General features: G+C 37.9%; 22 protein-coding genes and 3 tRNA genes. 12 read left to right on the forward strand and 13 right to left on the reverse strand.

Features of this window, described 5'->3' with window-relative positions; genetic code table 11:
• Together D1003_RS05560 and D1003_RS05565 are read left to right on the forward strand one after the other, a co-directional pair.
• The coding region (locus tag D1003_RS05560) for a hypothetical protein (RefSeq protein ID WP_221410918.1) at positions 1-2743 on the forward strand (2743 nt) is incomplete at its 5' end.
• Between the two features lie 60 nt (positions 2744-2803).
• Positions 2804-3523 carry a DNA-binding domain-containing protein gene (locus D1003_RS05565; protein WP_153936060.1) on the forward strand — a complete coding sequence of 240 codons (720 nt, stop codon included), beginning with the start codon at positions 2804-2806 and terminating at the stop codon, positions 3521-3523.
• A gap of 43 nt (positions 3524-3566) precedes the next feature.
• Here D1003_RS05565 and D1003_RS05570 read toward each other — a convergent pair whose 3' ends face one another.
• Together D1003_RS05570 and D1003_RS05575 are read right to left on the reverse strand one after the other, a co-directional pair.
• On the reverse strand, positions 3567-3854 hold the full coding sequence (locus D1003_RS05570; protein WP_153936061.1) for a hypothetical protein: 288 nt from the start codon (positions 3852-3854) through the stop codon (positions 3567-3569).
• 65 nt (positions 3855-3919) lie between these two features.
• Complete coding sequence (locus D1003_RS05575; protein WP_153936062.1) at positions 3920-5332, reverse strand: alkaline phosphatase; 1413 nt, start codon at positions 5330-5332, stop codon at positions 3920-3922.
• 148 nt (positions 5333-5480) lie between these two features.
• Here D1003_RS05575 and D1003_RS05580 point away from each other — a divergent pair, with 148 nt between their 5' ends.
• The 6 genes from D1003_RS05580 to D1003_RS05605 all read left to right on the forward strand — a co-directional run bounded on the left by D1003_RS05580 (position 5481) and on the right by D1003_RS05605 (position 11647).
• Complete coding sequence (locus D1003_RS05580) at positions 5481-6749, forward strand: CinA family nicotinamide mononucleotide deamidase-related protein (protein WP_153936063.1); 1269 nt, start codon at positions 5481-5483, stop codon at positions 6747-6749.
• Between the two features lie 94 nt (positions 6750-6843).
• Entirely contained in the window at positions 6844-8916 is a 2073-nt protein-coding gene (locus tag D1003_RS05585) for a M13 family metallopeptidase (RefSeq protein WP_153936064.1), read from the forward strand.
• A 99-nt stretch (positions 8917-9015) separates the two neighbouring features.
• Complete coding sequence (locus D1003_RS05590; RefSeq protein ID WP_153936065.1) at positions 9016-9735, forward strand: phosphatidylcholine/phosphatidylserine synthase; 720 nt, start codon at positions 9016-9018, stop codon at positions 9733-9735.
• Between the two features lie 10 nt (positions 9736-9745).
• The gene (locus tag D1003_RS05595) at positions 9746-10510 is read left to right on the forward strand and encodes a 3'-5' exonuclease (protein WP_153936066.1); all 765 of its coding nucleotides are present in this window, start codon (positions 9746-9748) and stop codon (positions 10508-10510) included.
• 25 nt (positions 10511-10535) lie between these two features.
• Complete coding sequence (locus D1003_RS05600) at positions 10536-11141, forward strand: fumarylacetoacetate hydrolase family protein (protein WP_153936067.1); 606 nt, start codon at positions 10536-10538, stop codon at positions 11139-11141.
• A 62-nt stretch (positions 11142-11203) separates the two neighbouring features.
• Positions 11204-11647: a universal stress protein gene (locus tag D1003_RS05605; protein WP_153936068.1), complete on the forward strand. Its 444-nt coding sequence runs from the start codon at positions 11204-11206 to the stop codon at positions 11645-11647.
• A 307-nt stretch (positions 11648-11954) separates the two neighbouring features.
• On the opposite strand, the gene D1003_RS05610 is transcribed toward D1003_RS05605, so the two are convergent.
• From D1003_RS05610 to D1003_RS05645, 8 genes are all read right to left on the reverse strand, one after another.
• The gene (locus D1003_RS05610) at positions 11955-12608 is read right to left on the reverse strand and encodes a hypothetical protein (protein ID WP_153936069.1); all 654 of its coding nucleotides are present in this window, start codon (positions 12606-12608) and stop codon (positions 11955-11957) included.
• Between the two features lie 485 nt (positions 12609-13093).
• Complete coding sequence (locus D1003_RS05615) at positions 13094-13978, reverse strand: exopolyphosphatase (protein WP_153936070.1); 885 nt, start codon at positions 13976-13978, stop codon at positions 13094-13096.
• A 6-nt stretch (positions 13979-13984) separates the two neighbouring features.
• Entirely contained in the window at positions 13985-16051 is a 2067-nt protein-coding gene (ppk1, locus tag D1003_RS05620; protein ID WP_153936071.1) for a polyphosphate kinase 1, read from the reverse strand.
• Between the two features lie 101 nt (positions 16052-16152).
• Positions 16153-16485: a CCC motif membrane protein gene (locus D1003_RS05625; protein ID WP_014938334.1), complete on the reverse strand. Its 333-nt coding sequence runs from the start codon at positions 16483-16485 to the stop codon at positions 16153-16155.
• Between the two features lie 19 nt (positions 16486-16504).
• Positions 16505-16783, reverse strand: a complete 279-nt coding sequence (locus D1003_RS05630; RefSeq protein WP_014938333.1) for a DUF2752 domain-containing protein — start codon at positions 16781-16783, stop codon at positions 16505-16507.
• A gap of 112 nt (positions 16784-16895) precedes the next feature.
• Positions 16896-16969, reverse strand: a tRNA-Arg gene (locus D1003_RS05635).
• A gap of 38 nt (positions 16970-17007) precedes the next feature.
• A tRNA-Pro gene (locus tag D1003_RS05640) sits at positions 17008-17082 on the reverse strand.
• 19 nt (positions 17083-17101) lie between these two features.
• Positions 17102-17186 (reverse strand) — tRNA-Ser (locus tag D1003_RS05645).
• Positions 17187-17332: 146 nt separating this feature from the next.
• Between D1003_RS05645 and D1003_RS05650 the strand changes: the two genes are divergently transcribed.
• Together D1003_RS05650 and D1003_RS05655 are read left to right on the forward strand one after the other, a co-directional pair.
• Positions 17333-18331: an N-acetylmuramoyl-L-alanine amidase gene (locus tag D1003_RS05650; RefSeq protein ID WP_153936072.1), complete on the forward strand. Its 999-nt coding sequence runs from the start codon at positions 17333-17335 to the stop codon at positions 18329-18331.
• Between the two features lie 19 nt (positions 18332-18350).
• Positions 18351-18992, forward strand: coding sequence for a hypothetical protein (locus D1003_RS05655; protein ID WP_153936073.1), 642 nt, complete (start codon positions 18351-18353; stop codon positions 18990-18992).
• Between the two features lie 176 nt (positions 18993-19168).
• Here the strand turns inward: D1003_RS05655 and D1003_RS05660 are convergent, their stop codons facing one another.
• Together D1003_RS05660 and D1003_RS05665 are read right to left on the reverse strand one after the other, a co-directional pair.
• A complete protein-coding gene (locus D1003_RS05660) occupies positions 19169-19984 on the reverse strand; it encodes an aminotransferase class IV (RefSeq protein ID WP_079206505.1) in 816 nt (271 codons plus the stop codon).
• Between the two features lie 75 nt (positions 19985-20059).
• Positions 20060-20446: an START-like domain-containing protein gene (locus tag D1003_RS05665; protein WP_052910156.1), complete on the reverse strand. Its 387-nt coding sequence runs from the start codon at positions 20444-20446 to the stop codon at positions 20060-20062.
• Positions 20447-20618: 172 nt separating this feature from the next.
• Here D1003_RS05665 and D1003_RS05670 point away from each other — a divergent pair, with 172 nt between their 5' ends.
• Both D1003_RS05670 and D1003_RS05675 read left to right on the forward strand, forming a co-directional pair.
• The gene (locus D1003_RS05670) at positions 20619-22553 is read left to right on the forward strand and encodes an LTA synthase family protein (RefSeq protein WP_153936074.1); all 1935 of its coding nucleotides are present in this window, start codon (positions 20619-20621) and stop codon (positions 22551-22553) included.
• A 120-nt stretch (positions 22554-22673) separates the two neighbouring features.
• Positions 22674-23093 carry a DUF2147 domain-containing protein gene (locus tag D1003_RS05675; protein WP_038693982.1) on the forward strand — a complete coding sequence of 140 codons (420 nt, stop codon included), beginning with the start codon at positions 22674-22676 and terminating at the stop codon, positions 23091-23093.
• A 128-nt stretch (positions 23094-23221) separates the two neighbouring features.
• On the opposite strand, the gene D1003_RS05680 is transcribed toward D1003_RS05675, so the two are convergent.
• The gene (locus tag D1003_RS05680; protein WP_153936075.1) at positions 23222-23971 is read right to left on the reverse strand and encodes a DUF3575 domain-containing protein; all 750 of its coding nucleotides are present in this window, start codon (positions 23969-23971) and stop codon (positions 23222-23224) included.
• Between the last annotated feature and the right edge of the window lie 12 nt (positions 23972-23983).

Raw genomic sequence — 23983 nt, forward strand, 5'->3', positions numbered from 1 at the left:
GACTTTGGAAGTGGCTCCCAATGAGAGCCTTCCTAAAGAGCGAGCGAAGGGGCTTCTCATTCCCCGATTGACTTTGGAAGCCGTGTCCCATATGACCTTGACGCCCGACCAGCACTCGATGTTGGTGTTTGTGAAGGACGTGAACCCCACTGGCGGTATGGGAGGTGGCAAGATTACGGGGATTACCGATGTGGGGTATTATTACTACAGCCAAGAAACCCCTTCGGCTCCCGGAACTTGGGTCAAGCTGAATGTAGGCGTGCCTTTTAGTCTTCCTACTGGTACAGCGGACGGTCAGATTTTGACTTGGGACACCGCTACCAACCAATATGTTTGGCGGACTAAAACCACCCTTTACGAAGCCGACGGTACTTTGGCAACCGACCGTACGGTGTCGAATTTAGACCGCAAACTTACCATCACGGGCGATGCCCAAGTGTTGATTACGGGCGGTAACCGTTTGGGGCTTCGGGTGTCCGATGTCCACCCGTCGGCGGTAGCACAGTTGGGTAAAGATTCGGGTGAAACGGGCGGTGTGTTGTTCCCTACCTTAGCCGAAGCCGAAAAAGCAAATATCACCTCTCCAAAAGAAGGGTTGATGATTTACAACAAAGACAAACATTGTTTGGAGATTTACACCCTTGGGGTGGGTTCGGTTCCCGAGTGGCGTTGCGTGTCAAACGCGGCGGTTAATGTCAGTGTGTCGTTTGATGCCTTCGAGGGCAGTTATGTTACCACGCAAGCCTTCAATGCCGCCAATGTCGTTAAGTTTTCGGTCACCAACAACTCGTTTAACTCTGTGGGACCGTTAGACTTTAGTGCTGCGGTAAGTTTAAACGGTACGCCTGCGGAGGTGGCTAATGGGCTTACAGTAGTAGGAGATTCTAATACAACGAATGTAACCATTACCCCGGGGCAGTCGCGTGTGCTGACCTATAAACTCTCGGGAACCCCCACTGCAGCAGGGACACTCACGGCGAACTTCAGCCGTTTGGGCTTATCGGGTAGTGGCAGCACGCAAGTGGTAACCGCCGCCGCCCCTACGCTGAAAACGATGACGTTTAACGCTTCTGGTTCTTGGATTAGAGGGAAGGCGATGGATACAAACAACTATATCACCGTTGAAATTGAGAATACGGGTGGGGCAACGGCAAGTGGTCTCAACCTGTCTAATGCCATCAGCCTAAGCCAGCTTTCGGGCATTAGTGTCGTCCCTAACCAGCATTCTTCGGTAAGCATTGCGGGAAATACGACAAAAACCTTGCAGTACCAGTTGGCGGGGTTTTCGCCTTCGATAGGGACATTAAAGGCGAGCTTTACGGCCAGTCCGGTGAGTGGTACGCAAACCGCCAATCAGGTGTTTGAGCAGTTTGCCAATGCGACTTCCAGCAATTTAACCGTTAATGGGACTTATGTGGTAGGCGTAGGCAGCAACGGCAGCCGTACAGTACAGGTAACGCTTCAGAACAATAACAATTATGCCCTCAATAACTTGGATTTGAGCAATGCCATCAGCATTTCCAACGGTTTGGGCATCAATGGGAGTAGCAACAGCAGCGTAACCCTCCCCGCTAACCAGTCGCTTACGCTGACGTATCCAGTAACGGGGACACCAACAGCTCCCGGTACTGCCACGGCGACCTTTAGTTCGGCACCGTTTGCGACCCTAACCACTAATTTTAACATCAGTGCAGCCACGGCGACTTTGGGTCCAGTAAAAGACCAGTTGATTGTGGCTTTAAACTACAATGGTCAAAAGTACCATTCGCCAGCCACTGGTATTCCGAACGGTTACGAGTTTGAGGTGAAAATCCCTTACACCAATGCCAACCCGACCAACGGCAGTTATTCGGCTTACGAGCAGATTTTGCCGCTCCAGAACGATACGGGAGGCACCCAGAACTTCAAGTTGTACTATCCTGCGGGGACTTTGGCGGGAGCAAGTGGAACGATTACGGCGAAGTTGCGAAATGTGTCGGGTAGCCCTTTCAAAGCGAAAACTTATGGTCCTGACGGTCAGCAGTACAATCTGATTTCGGGGGCATCAGCTTACACCATCACCTTTAATGGGAATATCTCCAGTACACCGTTTGGGGTAAAAGCCATCGGCGGGATTCCGGATAAGAAGTTTGGGGTGCAGACTAACGGAAGATTAGAGCATCAGTTTGTCTATATTCCTATAACGGGGAGTGATGGTAGAACTTGGCTCAATAATAACCTTGGGGCGGACTATGCTAACCTCAATTCTCCCGTTTTTAATCCTGTGCAACAAGCCACCAGTTTGGCGGATAAGAATGCTTATGGTTCTCACTTCCAGTGGGGGCGTGATGCTGACGGGCACGAGTTGGTAACTTACCCAACGGCAACCACAGGGAATAGAGTAAACCCAAGTATCCCGTTGTATGATAATGCCCAGTTGCAGACTTATACTAACCCTTGTCCTGATGGCTATCACGTGCCTACTAAAGCAGAGTGGGAGGCTTACCAGAATTTGCTTACCTCCAAGAATGGGGCAGGTTGGTTTGCAGACCCTTTAAAGCTCACCTATGCTGGGGACTTGAGTAGTAGTGGCGGTTGGAATCCTGCTCCGGGAGCCTATAGCGGCTGGTGCTGGTCGTCTTCTCCTAATAGCAGTAACTACTCTTGGTACTTGTACTTCGATGATGGCAGCAGCAGCACGAACAACAGCAGCTACGGCGGCAGTCGTTACTGGGGGCGCCCGCTCCGCTGTCTTCAGGATTAGCCAATCTTATAAATTAGACTTTATTATAAAAAATGTTCAACCTTTAAAAATAGATATGTTATGAATACTTTAAAAGCGTGGTTGCGTCCCAACCTACTCACGAAAGACGACCCTAACGATTTTGTAGCCGTGCCTCTCTTAGGCGGTAGCCTCGGCATTACAGAAATCATAGATGCCCTTAAAAAAGAGGGTATGGAGATAAAAACCGAAACGGCGGTAGATATTATCACTCGTTTTAATCGCAAAGCCTCGGAGTTGGTACTCAATGGCTATAGCGTAAATACTGGACTGGTGTATATGCGTCCTGCCATTAAAGGTGTGTTTTACGATAAAACTTGGGATAAGGAGAAGCATTCCGTTTACGTCAATGTAAACCAAGGCACCGACCTAAGAAAAGCTGCCAACGATACCAAAGTGGAAATCCTCGGCGAGCAGTCTAGCCCAATGAGCGTGTTCAGCATTACCGACAAAGCCACAGGCAAAGCAGACGGCACGCTTACCAAAGGCAAAAACGCCGAAATCAAAGGCACTTATATTAAAATAGACGGCGACAATCCTAAGAACGGTATCGTCTTCAAAAACTTAGACACTCAAAACGAGGTGAAGCTAACCAAAGACGATATTGTGCTTAACGAGCCATCAAGGGTGCTTATCCTTGTGCCTTCGGATTTAGAAGCAGGGAATTATGAGCTAAGCATCACCACGCAATACAGCAATGGTAAAACGCTACTCAAAGAGCCTCGCACCGAAACGCTAAGCACACCTATTACTATTGTGTAGAGTGTTTTTAGCATTTCTGAATAACGGCTGCCCTCCCTTAGTACTAAGGGAGGGCAGTCCCCTTATAAGGGGAAGGCACCTCACTGCCTAAGGCGAAGCCTCTTCCCTCGGTAAGGGGAAGCCCGTTCGCTCGTACGAGCGAACGGGCTTCCGTTTGGGGCAAGACAATCCCCCTCCAAATAAAATGAAATGCCAACATTCCAACGGATAAGGTCAATGGGGTGCTATTATCACCTCCGTTCTGCCTTACCGAGCAGAGAGGTCCTGCCTTATCTAGCAGAGGTGTTCTGCTCGTACGAGCAGAACACCTCTGACAACAGGGGTATACCATAAGACTTCTATACAAAAGCCTCCAAAGTTATTTGGAGGCTTTTGTATCATTAAATAAAAACACGACTAAAACTTATTTTCTACTTCGGCAGCGTCTAATAAGAATGTGTGTATATCTGTATTTCTCATCAGTGGTTTTAGACGCTCGCTTCCTGGTCCAAACATCGCAAGTTCTGTATAGTCCGAGGAGTGGTCCATACTTATCCACCCCACAGAGGTATAGTCTTTTTGCATCTCGGAAAGGAGCTTAAATGGCAAGTGACGAGGGTTATACAAACCATCTTCTTGCTTTGCTTTAGAGTAGTAAGATAATAGCTGCTTCGCTTGGTCATCAGACAACACCATATCTCCACACGCCTTGGCTATTCTCTCTTTAACGAAAGACACAGAGCTATCAGGCTGTATCCCTTGCAATATCCATTCGTTAGAGTTTTTAAAGTTTTGTATATGGTCAAAATTATCATTACAAGTCTTACCATAGATAAGCCCTGGGTTGGCATTTCCGTGGTCAGAAGTAAGCACCACCAAAGTATTGCCGTCTTTCTTTGCAAAATCCATAGCGACCTTCACCGCCTCATCAAAAGCCAACTGGTCGTATAGCAGAGCCGCCACATCATTGCCGTGTGCCGCCCAGTCCACCTTACCGCCTTCTACTTGCATTACAAAGCCTTTAGGGTGGTCTTTCATCTGCGATATAGCCTTCTCCGTCATCTCTGCTAGAGTAGGGATATTGGCTTTCATTTTATCACAGCTATTATGGTCTACGGTATAGGGCAACGCCTCCTCATCAAAAGTACCTAGGATAGGTTTATTTTTAGGAGCAGATAACATTTCTGCTTTGTTTTTCACCACTGTATAACCTTTAGAACGGAACTTAGCATCTAAGTCTACGGCGTCTTTTCTTTTATCTGCTTCAAAATATTTAGCCCCACCTCCCATCATTACATCAAAACCTAAATCTAAATAGTCTACCGCAATATCCTCCATTGCACTTCTCTTTTTAGAAGTTACACAAAACCCCGCTGGTGTAGCGTGGTTGATAGGAACTGTAGTTACACAACCTACCTTTTTACCTGCCTTTTTAAACTTTTGGAGTATCGGCATATTTTCTTTTCCATCTGGGCTAATGTTAAGGCTCCCGTTATTTACACGCACTCCCCCACCCCACGAAGAACTTGCCGCCGCAGAATCGGTAACAATAGAACTCGCCGATGCCATATCCATTACTGCTCTTTGTACCAAATTATTCTCATACAGACCCAGCCAATGGGAAGCTCTACCTAGTTTTCTCCTAGAGTAGATATCTGCCATATGTAGGGTACCTACACTCATACCATCACTCACCATAAAGATGATGTTTTTGGCTTTTTTCCCTCTAAACTCTTCTTTTATTGTATTGGCTTTTAAACCAAATGGGCTGATAAGCAGACCTCCCAAAGCCGCTATAGACCCACTCTTTAAAAAATCTCTTCTTTTCATTTTTTAAAACCTTATAGGGGCAAATATAGGACTTATATCTTATACCATTGTAAACTTAAAGTTAAAAAAACAAGCGCCTCCTCCTCTTTTATAGTTTAGTTTCCTCTCGTTATTCACTAACTTTGTGTTTCGTAAATACTAACTAAATATGACTGTAACAAATGCCGCAATCATCATAATAGGTGATGAAGTTTTAGCTGGAAATACCATTGATACCAATTCTAACTTTATTGCTAAAGAACTTCATAATATAGGGATTAAAGTCGCCGAAATCTTTACCATTTCAGATGATGCCGACTGCATTAAACAGGCTTTAAATGATGCCTTCAAAATCACCAACCTCGTGATAACCACAGGCGGTCTAGGACCTACCAAAGACGACAAAACGAAAAAAGCCATTGCTCACTTTTTTGATGATAACCTCATCACAGACCCCAAAACTTTGGCTCATCTGGAGCAAATTTTAATCAAACGAAACAGAGTGCATCTCTTTGATATTAACCGCCCACAGGCAGAAATACCCTCAAAAGCCAAAGTCATACAAAATCATAACGGTACCGCCCCTTGCCTAATGATGGAAGAAAACGGCAAGATGGTCTTTGTGCTCCCTGGTGTGCCTTATGAAGTGAAACCTTTAATTAAAGACCAAATTATTCCGCTACTAGCTGAAAGGTTTTCTTTATCACATATAGTAGTAAGAATCATCTCCGTGGTTGATTTCCCCGAAAGTCTTTTAGCCCAAACCATAGAAGATTGGGAAAACCATCTGCCCGAAAACATAAAACTAGCCTACCTCCCCATAGGAAACAGAGTGAAGCTAAAACTCACCGCCATTGGGAATAATAAAACCGATTTAGAAGCCCAACTCAACCATATTATAGAACCGCTAAAACCTTTAATCCAAGACAAAGTCATTTCTTGGGATAACGAGGATATAGCGTCTATCCTTAAATTTATTCTTACCCAAAGAGGACTTAGCATCTCTTCTGCCGAAAGCTGTACTGGCGGTGGTATTTCAAGGTTAATCACCTCTATATCGGGCAGCTCTGCCTACTTTCAAGGAGGCATTACTGCCTATGCGGTCAATCAAAAAATCAATATTTTAAAAGTTCCCGAACAACTGATAAACCAGCACACAGTAGTTTCGGAACAAGTAGCCGAAGCAATGGCGAGAGGTTGTCAAGAATTATTTAAAACGGACATTTCTATCTCTACCACAGGCGTTGCAGGCCCACAAACCGACCAATATCAAAATGAAATAGGCTCTGTGTATTATTCCGTAAGAGTAAAAAACAAAAGCTACAACTACCATTTGCACCTACCTCATCTAGATAGAGAGGACTTTATGAACTTCGTTTCTCAAAGAGTTTTACAGTCTATTGTAGAAGTTCTTATTTTTAATCCCAATGAACCTTAAACACTTTTTAACAAAAAAATTGTAGCTTTGTAGAGTCAGTCTAAAAACTGTTGTAAAATAAGTTAAAAATAAACGACAAAAATATCTATTCAAAATGAAGAAAATTACATTAAGCCTATTGGCTCTTTCTGGAGCGTTAGCTTTTCAGTCTTGCTCGGTAAATAAGAAAGTAGCTCACACAGAGCATGCTTCTCACGCTGGACATCACCACCACGAAGAACACGGGATTAGCCTAGAATATATGGATACCAATGTTCGCCCTCAAGACGATTTCTACAATTTCGTAAATGGAGGTTGGATGCGTACGGCGGTTATTCCTTCGGATAAAGCCTCTTGGGGAAGTTTCAACGAATTGCGTGAAAAAACAGACGAGGCGTCCCTTACCATTCTTAAAAATATCCTTTCTGAAACCTATGCCGAAGGTACTGAAGGTAAAAAAATACAAACCCTCTACGCTTCTTTTATGGATATGGATAAAAGAAATGCAGAAGGCATCAGCCCTATCAAAAATGATTTAGCTAAAATTGAGGCTATCAAAAACTTAGCAGACCTACAAACTTATCTTACTGCAGCAGTTCGCACAGGAGATAATCCTCTTTACAGTTGGTACGCCTACACCGACCTTAAAAACTCTAAGATGAACACCATCTATCTAGGTGGACCTCGTCTAGGTTTAGGAAGAGATTACTATCAAAAAGAGAACGCAGAGAACACAAAAACACTCAACGAATACCAAAAGTATGTGGCTTCTCTATTAGATGTTTTAGGATATAAGAACTCTAACGATACCGCTAAAAAAATAGTAGATTTAGAGAAAACAATGGCAAAAACGCTACTTACCAACGAGGAAGGTAGAGATGCCAACAAACGCTACAACCCTAAAAACACTTCTGAATTGCCAAGTTTAGTGAAAAATGTAAACCTTTCTACTTATCTTAAAGAGGCTGGTGTAAACACAGATAGAGTCATTTTAGGAGAGTTAAGTTATTATCAAAACTTGGATAAATTCATCAACAGTGCTAATCTGCCTCTAATTAAAGATTATCTTAAATTAAGATTACTTTCTAGCAATGCAGATAATTTAGATAAGAGATTAGACGACATCAGCTTCAATTTTTATAGCAAATACCTTCAAGGGCAAAAGGAGCAAAGAGCTATGGAAAAGAGAGGACTTAGCCTCATCAATGGCGTTCTTGGCGAAGCCTTCGGTAAGCTGTATGTAGATAAGTATTTCCCTGCTGAAGCTAAAACAGAAATGGAAACGCTTATCAGCTACCTTAAAAAGTCTTACCAACATCACATAGAAAACTTAGACTGGATGTCTGCCGAAACTAAAGTTAAAGCGTTAGACAAACTAAATAAATTCACTGTAAAAGTGGCTTATCCAGACAAATGGGAAGACTACTCTAAACTTAACTTCAATAACGGTTCTTCTCTTTATGACAACTTAAAGCAGGTATCACTTTGGGCTTACGAAAAAACTTTAGCAGAAAAAGTGAATAAACCTGTGGACAAATCTAAATGGGGAATGACACCACAAACCGTAAACGCTTACTACAACCCAACCAACAACGAGATTGTGTTCCCAGCAGCGATATTACAACCACCATTCTTCAACTTTAAGGCAGACCCTGCGGTTAATTTTGGAGGTATTGGTGCAGTAATCGGTCACGAAATTTCTCACGGATTTGATGATGGTGGTTCTCGCTTTGATGGTGATGGAAACCTTAGCAACTGGTGGACAGATGCAGACCGTAAAAACTTTGATATTAAAGTAAAACAACTGGCGGACCAATACAGCAAGTATGAGCCTGTAAAAGGAAGTTTCGTAAATGGAGTCTTCACTAGTGGAGAAAACATTGCAGACTTAGGTGGGGTAGCCATTGCTTATGATGCGTTAAAAATGTATCTTAAAGATAAAGGCAACCCAGGGGAAATCAGCGGTTACAACCAAGACCAAAGGTTCTTTTTGAGCTGGGCTACCGTGTGGAGAACCAAATCTACCGAGCAATATATGATTAACCAAGTGAAAACCGACCCACACTCTCCAGGCTACTTCCGTAGTTTTGGACCGTTGGTAAATGTAGATGCTTGGTATGATGCCTTTAAAGTAGAAGCAAAAGACAAACACTACAAAAAACCAGAGGATAGAATTAAAATCTGGTAATAAAGTTTACAAAACGATGAGTGAGGCTATCTTTAATGAGGATAGCCTCATTTTTATTTCTTAAAAGACACCTTCAAAAGAAATCCTTATCTTTGCTCTATGAATTTTATTAAAAATAATCTCGCTAATGCCTTTACTTTAGGCAATCTGTTTTCGGGGTGCGTAGGAGCTATCCATTTAGTTAACGGAGCTTACGAAATTACCGCTATATGCATTATTATATCTTTAGTATTAGATTTTTTTGACGGGTTTATAGCTAGAGCCTTACACGCCAATTCGCCTTTGGGTGTTCAGCTAGATTCTTTGGCAGACATGGTAAGTTTTGGGCTAATACCAGGGTTGGCAATGTATAAACTCCTAGAACCTTATGGCGTAAACATTGGCAGTTTTGCCTTTCCATTTGAAATAAAATACTTGGGGCTTTTCATTACCCTATTCTCTTGTCTAAGACTGGCTATTTTCAACATTGATGAAGAACAGAAGTACTATTTCAAAGGACTGAATACACCTAGTAATACCGTTTTAATTTTCGGTATCTACTACATCGTGGCTGATGTATTTTCGTTAAAAATATTAGAGCAACCTCACTACGGTTGGGGGCTTTTAGCTTTAACTGCACTTAGTTCGTGGCTGCTGGTTAGCCCTATTAAAATGATAGCAATGAAGTTTAAATCTAAAAAACTAAGTGATAATTACCCTAAAATAGCCTTATTAGTAGGCGGGTTACTCATTCTAACATTCTTTAAAATATACGCAATTCCTTTAATCGTGGTGTACTATATTTTAGTTTCTTTAATATTTCAAAAACAACTCAACTAATTTTACAATAATGAATTTAAAACTACATAAACCCCTGTGCATATTCGATTTGGAAACCACAGGCACCAATATTTCTAAAGACCGAATTGTAGAAATTTGTATCTTAAAAGTAAATCCAGACGCTTCTAGAGAAACCAAAACTTGGCTTGTGAACCCAGAAATACACATTCCGGCGTTTGCAACTGCAGTGCACGGAATTTCCGACGAAGATGTAAAGGACGCTCCCACCCTTAAAGAAATTGCGCCAAAAATTATGGAAATGATTTCAGGAGCAGACTTAGGCGGATTTAATTCTAACCGATTTGATGTTCCACTTCTTGCCGAAGAAATGCTAAGAGCAGGCGTAGATTTTGACCTTAGTAAAATGAAACTAGTAGATGCTCAAGTGATTTTCCATAAAATGGAACCTAGAAATTTAAGTGCCGCTTATCAGTTCTATTGTAACAAAACCCTAGAAGACGCTCATTCTGCAGAGGCAGACACCCTCGCTACTTTTGAGGTGCTAGATGCCCAAGTAGGCAAATATGAGGAGCTACCTAAAGACATCAATGGTCTAAGTGAGTTTTCTTACCATCAGAAATTTGCAGACTTAGCAGGTTTTATTGCCTTTGATGATAAAGGACAAGAGATTTTCACCTTTGGTAAATATAAAGGACAACTGGTAGAAGAGGTTTTAGCCAAAGATGCAGGTTATTTCGGTTGGGTACAAAATGCTGACTTCCCGCTCTACACCAAGAAAGTACTTACCAGCATACAGCTAAGACGAAAATTTTAATCGTTCAATCTAAAATAGTTGATTTATGAAAATCCTTTGCATCGGAAGAAACTATACCGAACACGCCAAAGAACTTGGCAATGCGATACCCGAGGAGCCTGTTATTTTTATAAAACCCGACACTGCACTACTTAAAGGAAACGATTTTTATATCCCCGAATTTTCTAACGAAATACACTACGAGCTGGAAGTCGTTCTAAAAATATCTAAAGGAGGAAAGTATATCCAAAAGGAAAACGCCCACAAACATTTTGAGGAAATAGGTTTAGGGATAGATTTCACGGCGAGAGATTTACAATCTAAACTCAAATCCAAAGGACTTCCTTGGGAGCTTTCCAAAGGGTTTGATGGCTCGGCGGTGGTAAGCTCATTTTATAAAAAAGAAAACTTTGATTTAAATAACATTAACTTTTCTCTTTTTCAAAACAAAATCCAAAAGCAAAACGGAGCCACTCAACATATGATGTTCGGCTTTGAGGATATCATTGCCTTTGTGTCAAAATATTTTACTCTAAGAGTGGGCGATTTAATATTTACAGGAACGCCCGAAGGTGTAGGCAAGGTGCAAGAAAACGACCTTTTGGAAGGCTATCTGGAAGACCAAAAAGTTTTAGATATTAGGATATTGTAGGCTTTTAGGCTTTAATAATTCAACATTTTTTTGTAACTTTAGAGAACTAAAAATCAGTAGTTATGACTAATATTATTCTTCCCGTTGATTTCGGCGAAAGCACAGATTTTCTTCTTGATGAGACTGTAAAGTTTGCAAAAAAGACCAATGGTAAAATATACCTCATCCACGTGGCGCCTTCGGATATAGGCTTTGCGATTGGCGATATGGGCTTCCAGTATTTCCCTGAAATTGAGAAAAACGAAATACAGCAAGAAGCTCTACAACTCAACGAGCTACAACAGAGAATCATTGCCCAAGATGTAGACTGCGAGCATATCCTAAAGCAAGGCATCGCCAAAGAGGTTATTTTGGACTATGTGCAAGAGAAAAAGGCAGATTATATTGTGATGGGCTCTCACGGTAGAAGCGGCATCTATGATGTTTTTGTAGGCAGCCTGACTAAAGAACTTACCAAAAGTGCCCCAGTGCCTGTTTTGGTAATTCCTTGCCACCAGCATAAATAGCTATTACATAATACCACAAAAGGAGTTTTTAGAAATTTAAAAACTCCTTTTTTTTATTTCTCTTTAAAGCATATTTGTTTATTAGGGCGTGCCCCAAGCCACCGCTATTCCCTAGGCTGATGGGTCGGTCTTCGGGCAGTCGCTCTTTTTTGCCAAAGCCTTCTCCCCTTGCCCAAAAAAGGAGCTCCAACAATGCCCTCCGCCCTCACGCAAATGCAATATCCTTGTGAGATAATAGTTTCCCAAAATAAAATTCCCCAAAACTATTTTAATAATAATTTTGGGGAATGATTTTTTTAAGTTCTTACTAACTCCTTACAAATTTGGCAATACTCTCCAACAACTGCGGACGGTCTTCCAAAGCAATTTTAGCAATACTATAGAACTCTTTCACCCATTTTTCTAAATCGGAAAAAGCAGCATTTTTTTGCTTAGTAGCGTCTTGGCTTTCCCCTTTTTCTTGGGTATAAGTCGCATAGGCTTTTTGAGTCTTTTGCAATTGGGTGAGTTGTGCCTCTACGCTTTCTTCCGTAATCTTCAGTCGGTTAAGAGGGCTTAGCAGGGCACTATCTTCTTTTAAACTATGGTAAAAAATATTTATTTCATCTAGCAAATTCGCCATCTGGCGAGAACTTTGCCCCTTTAGACGAAGGTTTTTGAGCGTTTCGGGCTGGTCTTTGTAGATGATTTTGGCTTTTTTTCGGTCGGTTTTATAGGTTTTAAGTAGTTGTTCAAACTCGGTGGTGAATTGTGCATAAGCGGTAGTTTCTTCTTGCCCTTCTTTGATGTTTTTCTGATACACTTCCTGTGCTTTGTCGTAAAGAGCTTTTCCCTTTTGCACTTCGGCATCATCGTAGCCATACTCGGCGAGTTGAGATTTTAGTTCGGTTTGGGTCTTGATATTTTCAAATAAAATACCGTAGTCTTGCAGGGTTTGCTGGTTAGAAAAATACTTTTTCATAGAATTTATTTTTTAGGATTGATGTGTAAATATACTGATTTTTGTCATATATCTGCTCAACTTCCCAACGTTTTATCGTTGCTTTTTTGTTTCCCCCTACCGTATTTTTGTTTTTATCCTTTACAGTTGTATTTTCTCTTATTACATTTCTATTTTCCCCCGTTACAATTCGGTTTTCCCCCACTGCAATTCTATTTTTACTTATTACAATTTTATTTTCCCCTGTTGCAATTCAGTTTTTACCCTTTACATTTCTATTTATACTCATTACAATTCAGTTTTACACCGTTACAATTAAATTTCTACCCATTACAATTATACTTTTCTCTGTTACTATGGGATTTTTCCTTACAGCTTTGCTATTTTTTCTCGTTACACCGATGTATTAGCTTTAGACCAAGATAAAAAAGAAGACAAGACACAAAATAAAAACTCGCTTTCTTAAGTGATAAGAAAACGAGCAAAATAAAATGTGATTGAAAAACTTATTCTTTCTTCACCGTTTCATAGATATGGTGTATAAGCCCATCAGCAACGGATATTTTAGGGACAAATATTTTAGAAATATCCGCCCAATTTAAAATATTATTAAAAATTTTAAGGGCTGGTACAATTACATCGGCTCGGTCTTCACGGATTTTGTACTTTACCATTCTTTCCTCTACGCTTAGTTGAGAAAATTCTTTGTAATATTTCTTCAGTTTAGAAGTTGCTAAAGCCTTACCGTCCTTGGTTTTACTCATAGAAAATACCTTATTGATATTTCCTCCAGAGCCTATCGCTACTATCGGTTTTTTGCCCGTAATATGGCTCTTGATTAAGTTTTTCATCTCCTCCCAATGGGCATCGGTTACCAAATGATTTAGAAGCCTAATTGTCCCTATATTAAACGAATGAGAGAATTTAGCCTTTCCGTTTTCATAAAAGGTAACCTCCGTAGAACCTCCACCCACATCTATATAAAGATAATCGTAATCTTCGTCTAAACCTTCGGCAATGTGATTTTCGTAAACCAAATTAGCCTCTTCAGTTCCTGAAATAATTTCTATATCAATCCCAGAAGTTCTTGCCACTTGTTCTATTATTTCTTGTCCGTTTTTAGCATCACGCATTGCACTTGTGGCACAAGCACGGTAATGTTCTACCTTGTAGATTTTCATTAAATCGCTAAAAACTTTCATCGTATCTACCACCATTTTAGACCGCTCCTCTCCTATTTCTCCTTTAACAAAGACGTCCATACCTAGCCTCAACGGAATTCTCAACAAATTGAGTTTGGTAAATTCGGGTTGATGATTGGCGTTCAAAACCACTTCGTTGATGAGAAGTCTGGCGGCATTACTGCCTATATCTATAGCTGCTAATTTCATACGATTTTAATATTTTTTGTTTTTAAGATAATGATAAATCTCTATCTGTGAACGAATTTTATTCTTCTTGGCTCCTTTTTTCACATAATCGTTATTGAGAGCGTTATCTAAAACTCGTGCTTTAACATTATCACTTAACTGAATTTGGAGTAAATCTTTCAGTTCTTCTTTTAGTTCTGGTTGGTTAATTTTAACGGCGGCTTCTACCCTATAATCTAAATTACGCGTCATCCAATCCGCAGAAGATATGTAAATATCCTCATTGCCTTTATTGTAAAAATACATTACCCTAGCGTGTTCTAGATACTCATCTACAATACTGATGGCTTCTATTTTAGTTTTAAATTTTTTCTGTTGCACCACACAGAAAATCCCTCTCACTATGGCTTGTATTTTCACTCCAGCTTCGGCGGCTTGGTAGAGTTTTTTTATCAATCCTTTATCACTTAACGAATTGACTTTAAGTATAATTTTGGCTTTTCTTCCTGCTTTAGCTTCTGCTATTTCCCTATCTATTAGTTCTTCTATCTTTGCTCTCATATAGTGAGGGCACACCAACAGAGTTTTGCAATTTTTAAGGGCTAGAATAGGGTCTTCCGTTGGTTTCCTGAAGTAATTAAACACTTTATTGATGTCCGCCATTATCGCTCTATTGCTAGTCATTAAGAGGTGGTCTCCATAGACTTTGGCGGTTTTTTCGTTAAAGTTGCCTGTACTCACAAAACCATATTGAATGGTTTTACCTCCTACCCTTTTTTTAATCACGCAGAGTTTTGCGTGGACTTTTTTATCTGGAATACCCACCAAAATTTTGATGCCTTCCACCTCTAGGCGTTCTTTCCATTTGAGGTTAGCCTCTTCATCAAACCTTGCTCTAAGCTCTATCATTACCGTAACCTCTTTTCCGTTTCTAGCGGCATTGATGAGGGCATTGGCTATTTTAGAATTGGACGCCAAACGATAAGCCGTGATTTGAATAGATTTAACATCTGGGTCCATAGCTGCCTCTCTAAGCAAATCTATCACAGGCATATAGCTATGATAAGGAAAAGTAAGCAAGACCTCTCTTTGGGTAATCACATCGGTAACCCTCTGCTGCCCTTCAAAATAAGGGTGGTTAAACGAAGTTCTTTCCTCTGGGGTTTTATACGTTTTAAAGACATTAGGAAAATCCATAAAATGTTTGAAATTATGAATTTTATGCCCTGGTATAATGCTATCTTTCTTTGTAAGTTCTAACTTTCGGATTAAAAGCTCTAGCAAGGCTTTATCCATATCCTTATCAAACACAAAACGAGTGGGCTTGCCTTTTCTTCTACTTTTAACACCTTTTTTAATTTTCTCCGCCAAAGTAGTGTTAATATCATTATCAAGGTCAAACTCGGCATCTTTAGTTACTTTAAAGGAGTGAGCTTCAAAAACATCATACCCAAAATACGAAAAAATATGAGGAAGATTAAAACTAATCACATCTTCTAGCAACATCACGCTAGTTTCCTCTCCTTCGGAGGGCAAAATCACAAAACGCCCCATTACCCTAGACGGCACTTCTATAATGGCATAATTGCTCTCATATTGCCACTCTTTTTTACGCATCGCCACTCCTAAATAGAGGCTTTTGTCCCTTAGATAAGGCATCGGTGTCTCTTCCCGAAGAAGGATTGGAATTACATTAGCTTCCACCTCTTCATCAAAATAATCTTTTACAAACTGCTTTTGGGCTTCGGATAAATCCTTCGGAGTTCTGATAAAAACCTTCTCGGCAGCCATTTCTTTTTGTATTTCTTCCCAAGTGGTATTGAAATCGTTTTGTTGTTTAATCACCACTTTATTGATTTTATCTAAAATCTTTTGAGGCTCATCAAAAAAAGAATTTTCTCTGTATTTAGGTTTAAAGCTCATTGCTCTTTTCAGCCCCGCCACACGAACGCGAAAAAACTCATCTAAATTATTAGAGAAAATTCCTAAAAATTTAATTCGTAAATGGAGCGGAACAGTCTTATCCATAGCCTCTTGCATTACCCTTTCGTTAAAGGCTAGCCAAGTAACATCTCTGGGATTAAATTGTGGCATAGTGAAGTTTTTAAGTAGTTCCAAAAGTAAGAAAAACAAAGCACAAAAAAAACTCTTTGGACTTTCCCAAAGAGTTTAAATTATTAAAAACTAAAATTATCTTAGTTCTGTATCATCTCTTGAATTCTTTCTTGCAGGAGTTCTTGGTCTGTTAGAGCTTCAAAGCCAAACATTGCTATCAATACTACATAAGCCAAAACATTTAAGGCACTCAATACAATACCGATAATAGCCAATATACGCCCTGTACTTAGATTGCTATAATTAGCATACAATTCTGGATTAGCTAAATAAAGCTGGTTGTCTTTCTTATACATTACTAAAGCAACTACGCCTAAAATAATTCCAGGAACGCCGTAGCAACAACAACCTAGAATAGATAAAATACCAAGGACAAGCACTAATGTAGCATTTGGTAAATTTTGTTTCATCATAACAATTCAAATTTTAAGTTTAGAAATTTTTACAAAAGTAAGAAATAATCATAGTGATTACACTAACAAGCGCTAAAAAAATCATTGCCTTACCATAATGTCTTTTTTTATCTATAAAGTTAATCGCACTCACCAAAACAAATAATATCAAAGGATAGATAGCTGGAAACATATAGAACGCCTCTACAAATTTACCTTCGGAAATAAGCAATAAAGCTCTCTGTGAGCCACAACCAAAGCACTCCATTCCAAATAATTTCTTGTTAGGACAAGAAAGCATATAATCTTCTATAGCCATTTTAAATAAAAATATTACACCACAAATATGGTAATTATATTTTAGAAATCTTATGAATTTTTATAGTATTTAAAGAAACAAAAAAACCTCACTTTTTCAAGTGAGGTTTCTGTGAGCGCGCCAGGATTCGAACCTGGGACCGTCTGCTTAGAAGGCAGATGCTCTATCCAGCTGAGCTACGCACCCATTTAGAATTTTTTAATATAAAATTCCGAAAAACATTGTCGGGGCGGCAGGATTCGAACCTGCGACCTCCTGGTCCCAAACCAGGCGCGATGACCGGACTACGCTACGCCCCGAATATTATTCTCTGAGTTGCGGAGGGTATGGGATTCGAACCCATGCGACCCTTGCGAGTCGACAGTTTAGCAAACTGCTCCGTTAACCACTCCGGCAACCCTCCTTTTCGTTATTTTATTAAGTACTTCTGTTCTGTAATTGCGAGTGCAAATATAGAGCGTTTTTTTGAAACCTCCAAATAAAATGCAAAAAAAATCTAAAATTTTTATCACTATCTTTGGCAGTCAATTTTAAAAATAAAAGTGAATAATGCGTAATATTTTGTTTATTATAAGTTTAGGAGCTGTTGTAGTTTCCTGTGGCACTCAACAAAAAATAGTTGCACCCCAACCAAAATTAGACTCAAAAACTACAAATGCTTCTCAAAAACCCCAAATAGAACAGTCTACTAAGGGAGATTTTTATTACAAAACTAATATTGGCGATATTACAAAAAATGATAATACTATTAGCTATGGTTCTGTAGTTACGGCTAAACCTAAAGGATATAAGGTGAATTATGAGAATTTCCCATCTGTAGCTCAGAATTTTAGGCAGCGTTTTCTTATTCTTCATTATACAGCTCTTGATAACGAGACATCAGTACGAGTACTTACTCAAAGAGGTGTGAGTGCCCACTATCTTGTAAGTGATTTACCTGACGATGACATTTGGCAACTTGTTGATGAAAATAAAAGAGCCTACCATGCAGGTATTAGCTTTTGGAGAAATACCACCGAAATGAATGATAATTCCATAGGGATAGAAATTGTTAATAAGGGTTATACTACTGGGACAGCAGGAGAAAAAGTATTTTATCCATTTCCTGAACATCAGTTTAAGAAAGTAGCTGCTTTGGCAAAAGATATTGTAGAGCGTTATAATATTCCTCCAACTCAAATTTTAGCCCACTCTGATATTGCGCCAACTAGAAAACAAGACCCAGGACCATTCTTCCCTTGGAAACGACTTTATGACGAGTATAATGTGGGAATGTGGTACGATAATTCTACCAAGCAAAACTTTTATGAAACCGCATTGAGCGATTTGGAATTTAATTATAATAATTATGCCTTTATTTCAAAAGTTCAGAACACTTTGAGAAGTTTCGGTTATGATATTACTCCTACTGGAACTTGGGACAAATCTTCCCAAAAGGTTATAGAGGCATTTCAATACCATTTTCGTCCAGAACAATGTGATGGTATTTTAGACGCTGAGACTTGGGCAATATTACAAGCCCTTATAGTAAAATATCCAGGCAAGTAGTAATATTCCTGCAATAATTGTGAAAATAGTTTCTCAAATATATTTTGGAATAATTATACTAGTTCTTATTTTAGAAGCTTGTAAAGATTGTTCTGCTCCAAAAGGGTTCTACATCTCTAAAACAACGCCAACAATTAAAGATACTTATCAAATCAAAAGATTGAATGATAGTTTAGAGTATAAATTTAGTTACTCGGATATTATTTCACCTAATAGGGATAAAAGAAGTACAGATGTTGTTATGACAATTTTTGAAAATGATACACTCTCAGAATTCCGAAAACTAAAAGCATATTCTGCTTTTGATGAGACACATTTTGAAGATGAAAATAATGAGTTACAATCCCAAAAAAACGATACGCTACTTGTCTATATAGATGACTTCAATGGTTATGATTCAAAAGGAGTTAAAATAAAAATTTTTAAAAATTTTTATAAAATTGAGCATCTAGTACGTTCTGATATTATATATAGAGAAAAGCCTTTCGAAAAAACAATAGTAAAATCTACATATTTAGAACTTGACAAAGATAAGTATTCTGTTAATGATTCAATTTATGGCAAAATAAAATGTGAATACAACTACACAAGAGGAACTACCAAACAAAGTATAAAACTTTCAGGTTTTTTTAGAACAAAAGTTAAACAAAACTTATTTTAAAATACTATATAGTAACATAGCATTTGCAAAGGGATTAGTTGTATTTAGCCATTTACGCTTTTCCTTATTTTTAACAATACAAAAAAGGCATTCACGAGGGGGGTAGTTGAAATTGAACTTTTCAGCCCAATTTAGCCCACTGCCCGCAAATACTTTTTCTAGAATTTGACTCTGATTTAAACCAAAGTCAAATTCCATTTTTCTATCATTTCAGAGAAACGAGAGTTAGGAAATGCCTTATTCCTAATCTTACTTACAGAGAAGATACCTTTCTCATCAGAAATCATCAAAATTTCATTAGCTTTTTGGCTTTCAAAAGCAATCATTTCTACTTGCTCTATTTCCGCTAAACGATTTTTATGAATATAGGTAATAAAGCTTTCCATCAATGGCGAAATATACGCTCCTTCCGTTTGCTTAGGTATTTTAATTGTGTTGCCTTCTAAAAATAAAAGATTACCATAAATACTTCTAGCAATACGCTTATTAGGATTGAGTAGAATAACGTCATCTAAATCATTCTCTTGAGCATAAATTTCAGCATAGATATTTTCTGGACAATGCGTATGTATATTGCTTAAAATATGTGTATTAACACTTATTTCTTTAATGATATCTAGCTCTATCCCTTTCTTGACTTGAAACAAATCATCTTCTCTAACCACCTCATAAACAAAATGAACAGGTGTTTTAGCTGAAAAAAATGTTTCGTTTTTTCTAAACACTAATACTTTGATACAACCTCTGTCAAATGAAAGGTCTTGGATAGCTTGAGAAAAAATATCTGTAAAAAATTCTAAAGTAAAACTCAATGGAATATTCATTCTCATTTTTCTCATAGAAGACATTAGAAAGAAATAGACATCTTCTGCCAATATCATTTTTTTATTCTTGAAAAAAAAGTGAACCTTTACTGCATCTCCATTCATAAAAGCTCTATTAGCATAGGCTAACGATTGTTCTTGAGAAAGCAAATTGCCATCTAAATACATATTATTTTATTTTATGGTAAAAGAAAAAATGAACGATAAAAAATCGCTCATTATAATTCGTTAAACATTAAAAGATTAAGCGGCACCTAGCTTTATTCTTAAATTTTCTATAAGATTTTCCCAATACAGACGGTTTTCTTCTTCGTCGCCTTTTTCACAAAAATCTGTAATATTGAGGGATAAATCCTCTGTAATTTCATCTATTACAATAGACATTTCAAAGAAACTTTTAGTGCCTTCATCTTCTTCCCATCTAAAACGAACAAAACTTTCTGGCTTATATCTTATAAGTGTTGCCTTTTCAGCAGGGCCACCGCCCCAACTGAAATAAAAATCATCTCCTCTCTCCTCAACCTCATCTGCAAACCATTCTGCCAAACCTTCTGCTGTTGCTAGATATTCATACAAAATCTCTGATAAGCAATGCATTGCAAACTCGTAAGTTACCTTATGTTTCGCCATAATATTATCGTCTTTTATAAAGTCCTGCAATATAGAAATTATTTTTTTATTCACAAGATTTTTAATATTAGATTTTTAATAATTATGATTTTTTTTAGGTTTACTTCTTATTATTGTATGATTCGGTACTATCGTTTTTCATAAATTTGCAGATATTATTCAATTCAAAAAAATGCTAAAACATCTCCGCACTAGAGAAATAGGAACACTACTATACAGAATTTTACTTGCCTTTGTTTTCTTTCAAATCGCAAGATTACTTTTTTGGATTTTCAATAAAGATTTAATAAAAATCGAGAGTCTTTCCCAATACTTAAAATTGTCGTATTACGGAACTGCGTTTGATACTACGGCAATATTGTATGTTAATTCGTTATTTATACTGCTAAGCCTTATTCCGCTCACCATCAATACTAAAAAAGGATATCAAAAATTACTCTTTTGGGTATATTTTGTTACCAATGGTATTGCCTACTCTATGAATTTTGGAGATTTTGTCTATTACCGATTTAGTCAGTCTAGATTAACTTCTGCAGTGCTAGATGTGGTAGAACACGAGTCTAATCTTTTAAAAGTATTTGGAGTTTCTTTAATAGAAACTCCATTGATTCCTTTGTTTTTTGTTGTTTTATTAGCGGTATGGATATGGCTTTATAAAAAAGTAAATATACCTTACCAAAAACCTCAAAAATTACCAGCTTATTTTATCGGTTCTATTGTAACTTTGTGTGTGATAGCTACACTTACGGTGGGTGGTATAAGAGGTGATTTTAAACACAGTACCCGACCTATCAACTTGGTAGATGCTAATAGACATACGGAAAACCCAATTCACGCTAATGTTGTGCTTAATAGCACTTTTTCGTTTTTGAGAACTTTAGGTTCTAACAACTTTAAAGAGGTTCATTTTGTGGAGGAAAACTTTATTAAAGAGCATATAAAACCTTATAAATTATACCAAAGAGATGCGCCTAAAGAAAGGCCAAATATTGTGATTTTTATTGTAGAAAGTTTTGGTAAAGAATATTCTGGTGCATTTAATAGTTCTAGTAAAATCAAAGACTATGTTTCTTACACTCCTTTTATAGATAGCTTAGCGAAAGAAAGTCTTATTTTTACCAATACTTTCGCTAACGGAAGGCAATCTATACACGGTATGAGTAGTATTTTAGCAGGTATTCCAAGCCTGAAAGATGCGTTCACCAGCTCACCATATTCTAATCAAAAAATACAGTCTATTGTATCTGTGTGTAACGAATTAGGATACGACACTTCCTTCTACCACGGTGCGCCTAATGGTTCTATGGGCTTTTTGGGATTTGGGAATATCCTTGGGTTTCAAAAATATTATGGCAAAACCGAATATAATAATGATGATGATTTTGATGGTATGTGGGCAATTTGGGACGAACCTTTTTTACAATATTTTGCTAAAAATGTGCAGAAAAAAAGTCCAGAAAAACCCTTTATGGCAACTGTATTCACGGCATCATCTCATCACCCTTTTAAAATCCCTGAAAAATACAATGGGAAATTTAAAAAAGGGCATATCCCAATGCACGAACCTATACAATATACCGATTATGCCATAAAAAAATACTTCGAAACGGCTAAAAAGCAACCTTGGTTTCAGAATACCATTTTCGTAATCACAGGGGATCATACCAATCAAACGTTCTACCCAGAGTACGAAAAGGCGATGAACCGATTTGCACTTCCCCTCATTTTCTACTCTCCTAATCCTAAATATAACCTAAAAGGAATAGATGAAAGATTAGCACAGCAGTCTGATATCTACCCTACATTAGCCGATATAATAGCTTATAACAAACCTATAAGAAGTTGGGGAAGAAGTTTAGTTTCTCCTAAAAATGAAGAAGCTATCATTATAAATTCAGATGGAATACAGGAACAATTTATTATTGGCAATTACATTTATCTTTTCAATGGTAAAGATATTATAGGCATCTACGACAAAACCGATTTAGGGTTAGAAAACAATCTTATAAGCAAGGTTAGTTCGACTGAAATAGATTATGGTAAAAAACTCTGCAAAGCGTGGTATCAAGACTATATGTATAGAGTTATCAATAGAAAGCTAAACTAAATACCGTTTAATTTTTTTTAACAATATAAAATATTGTTTTATATGTGTAAAAACGGAATGTTATATTGTTTGTTTAATTAAATTTTATATCTTTAACCCATATTTAAATTTAATAAAGCTATGAAAAAATTAATGTTTGCCACTATGGCTCTAATGTTTAGTGTGATGTCCTATGCTCAAATAGAAGGAAAATGGAAAACTATTGATGATGAAACAGGACAAGCTAAATCTATTGTAGAAATTTTCAAAAAGTCTGATGGAAAATACTATGGCAAAGTAGTACAGCTACTTATCAAGCCTGCTGACCCTAACTGCTCTTTATGTAAAGATGATAGAAAAGGAAAACCTATTTTGGGGATGGAAGTCATTAGAGGCATTAAAAAAGATGGTAATACCTTTGACGGAGGAACTATTACTAACCCAAAAAACGGAAAGGTTTACAAATGTTCTATCGAAAGAGAAGGTAATAAGCTAAATGTAAGAGGTTATATAGGTATTTCTATAGCTGGACGTACTCAAGTTTGGCATAAAGTGGACTAGAAAAAGTAATCCCTTATGGTAAATTTCATTACTTAAATCGGAGGACTATCCAAATTCCTATGGTTTCTTAGAAAAAAGATGGTACTTATTTAGTACCATCTTTTATAGCTCTAAAATAAAGTATCATTCTAAAACCTATACCCTATTGAGAATCCACTTCTAACCCCTGCCCAAGGACCACTTACTTTAACATTAGCTCCATTAGCGTTAGTAGTTACACTATAATCAATCAAAGGAACTTTTAAATCATTTAACTCTTTTTCTAAACCTTTTTGTTCTTGTTCGTTTAAAGTTTTATTAACCGTTGTTCCCTGTAAATCTCCTTTGGAAGCGCCATAATGAGCTCCTACAATCCACCAATCTAATACCCAATCTTTCTTTTTACCTAAGAACCACTGAGTTCCTATCATCAATCCAGCAGAATGAGCATTAACTTTACCTTGCACATTCACAGGTATATTCTGCTTATTCTGATCTTCTATATTTACCGTAATATCCCCAATACTAACATTGGTATATCTATAGTATGGTGCCAAATAAAATCCTTTACCATAACCTTTACCTAGATAAAACCTTCCTTCCAATGTAAATGCTGTTGTAGATAATTTAGCCTCATTTATAGATTCATCAAGTTTAAACTGTTTTGAATAAGGAATATTCCCTTTCGGCACAAGATTAAGTCCTCCAGAAACCGAAAACCACTTGTTTATAGGACGTTCATAAGTGATATTAAAATTTCTAAACAACAATCCTGTTACATTGGTTTTCAAAATATTCATTTTTTCTATGGTAGGAACCTCCTCCGTTTTAACCACATTTTCTTGTGAAAACATAACTGAACTCGCCACCAAAGTGGATAACATAAATAGTTTTTTCATAGTTATTGCAAT

The sequence above is a fragment of the Riemerella anatipestifer genome (assembly GCF_009663465.1).
GTDB classification, from domain to species: Bacteria; Bacteroidota; Bacteroidia; order Flavobacteriales; family Weeksellaceae; genus Riemerella; species Riemerella anatipestifer_C.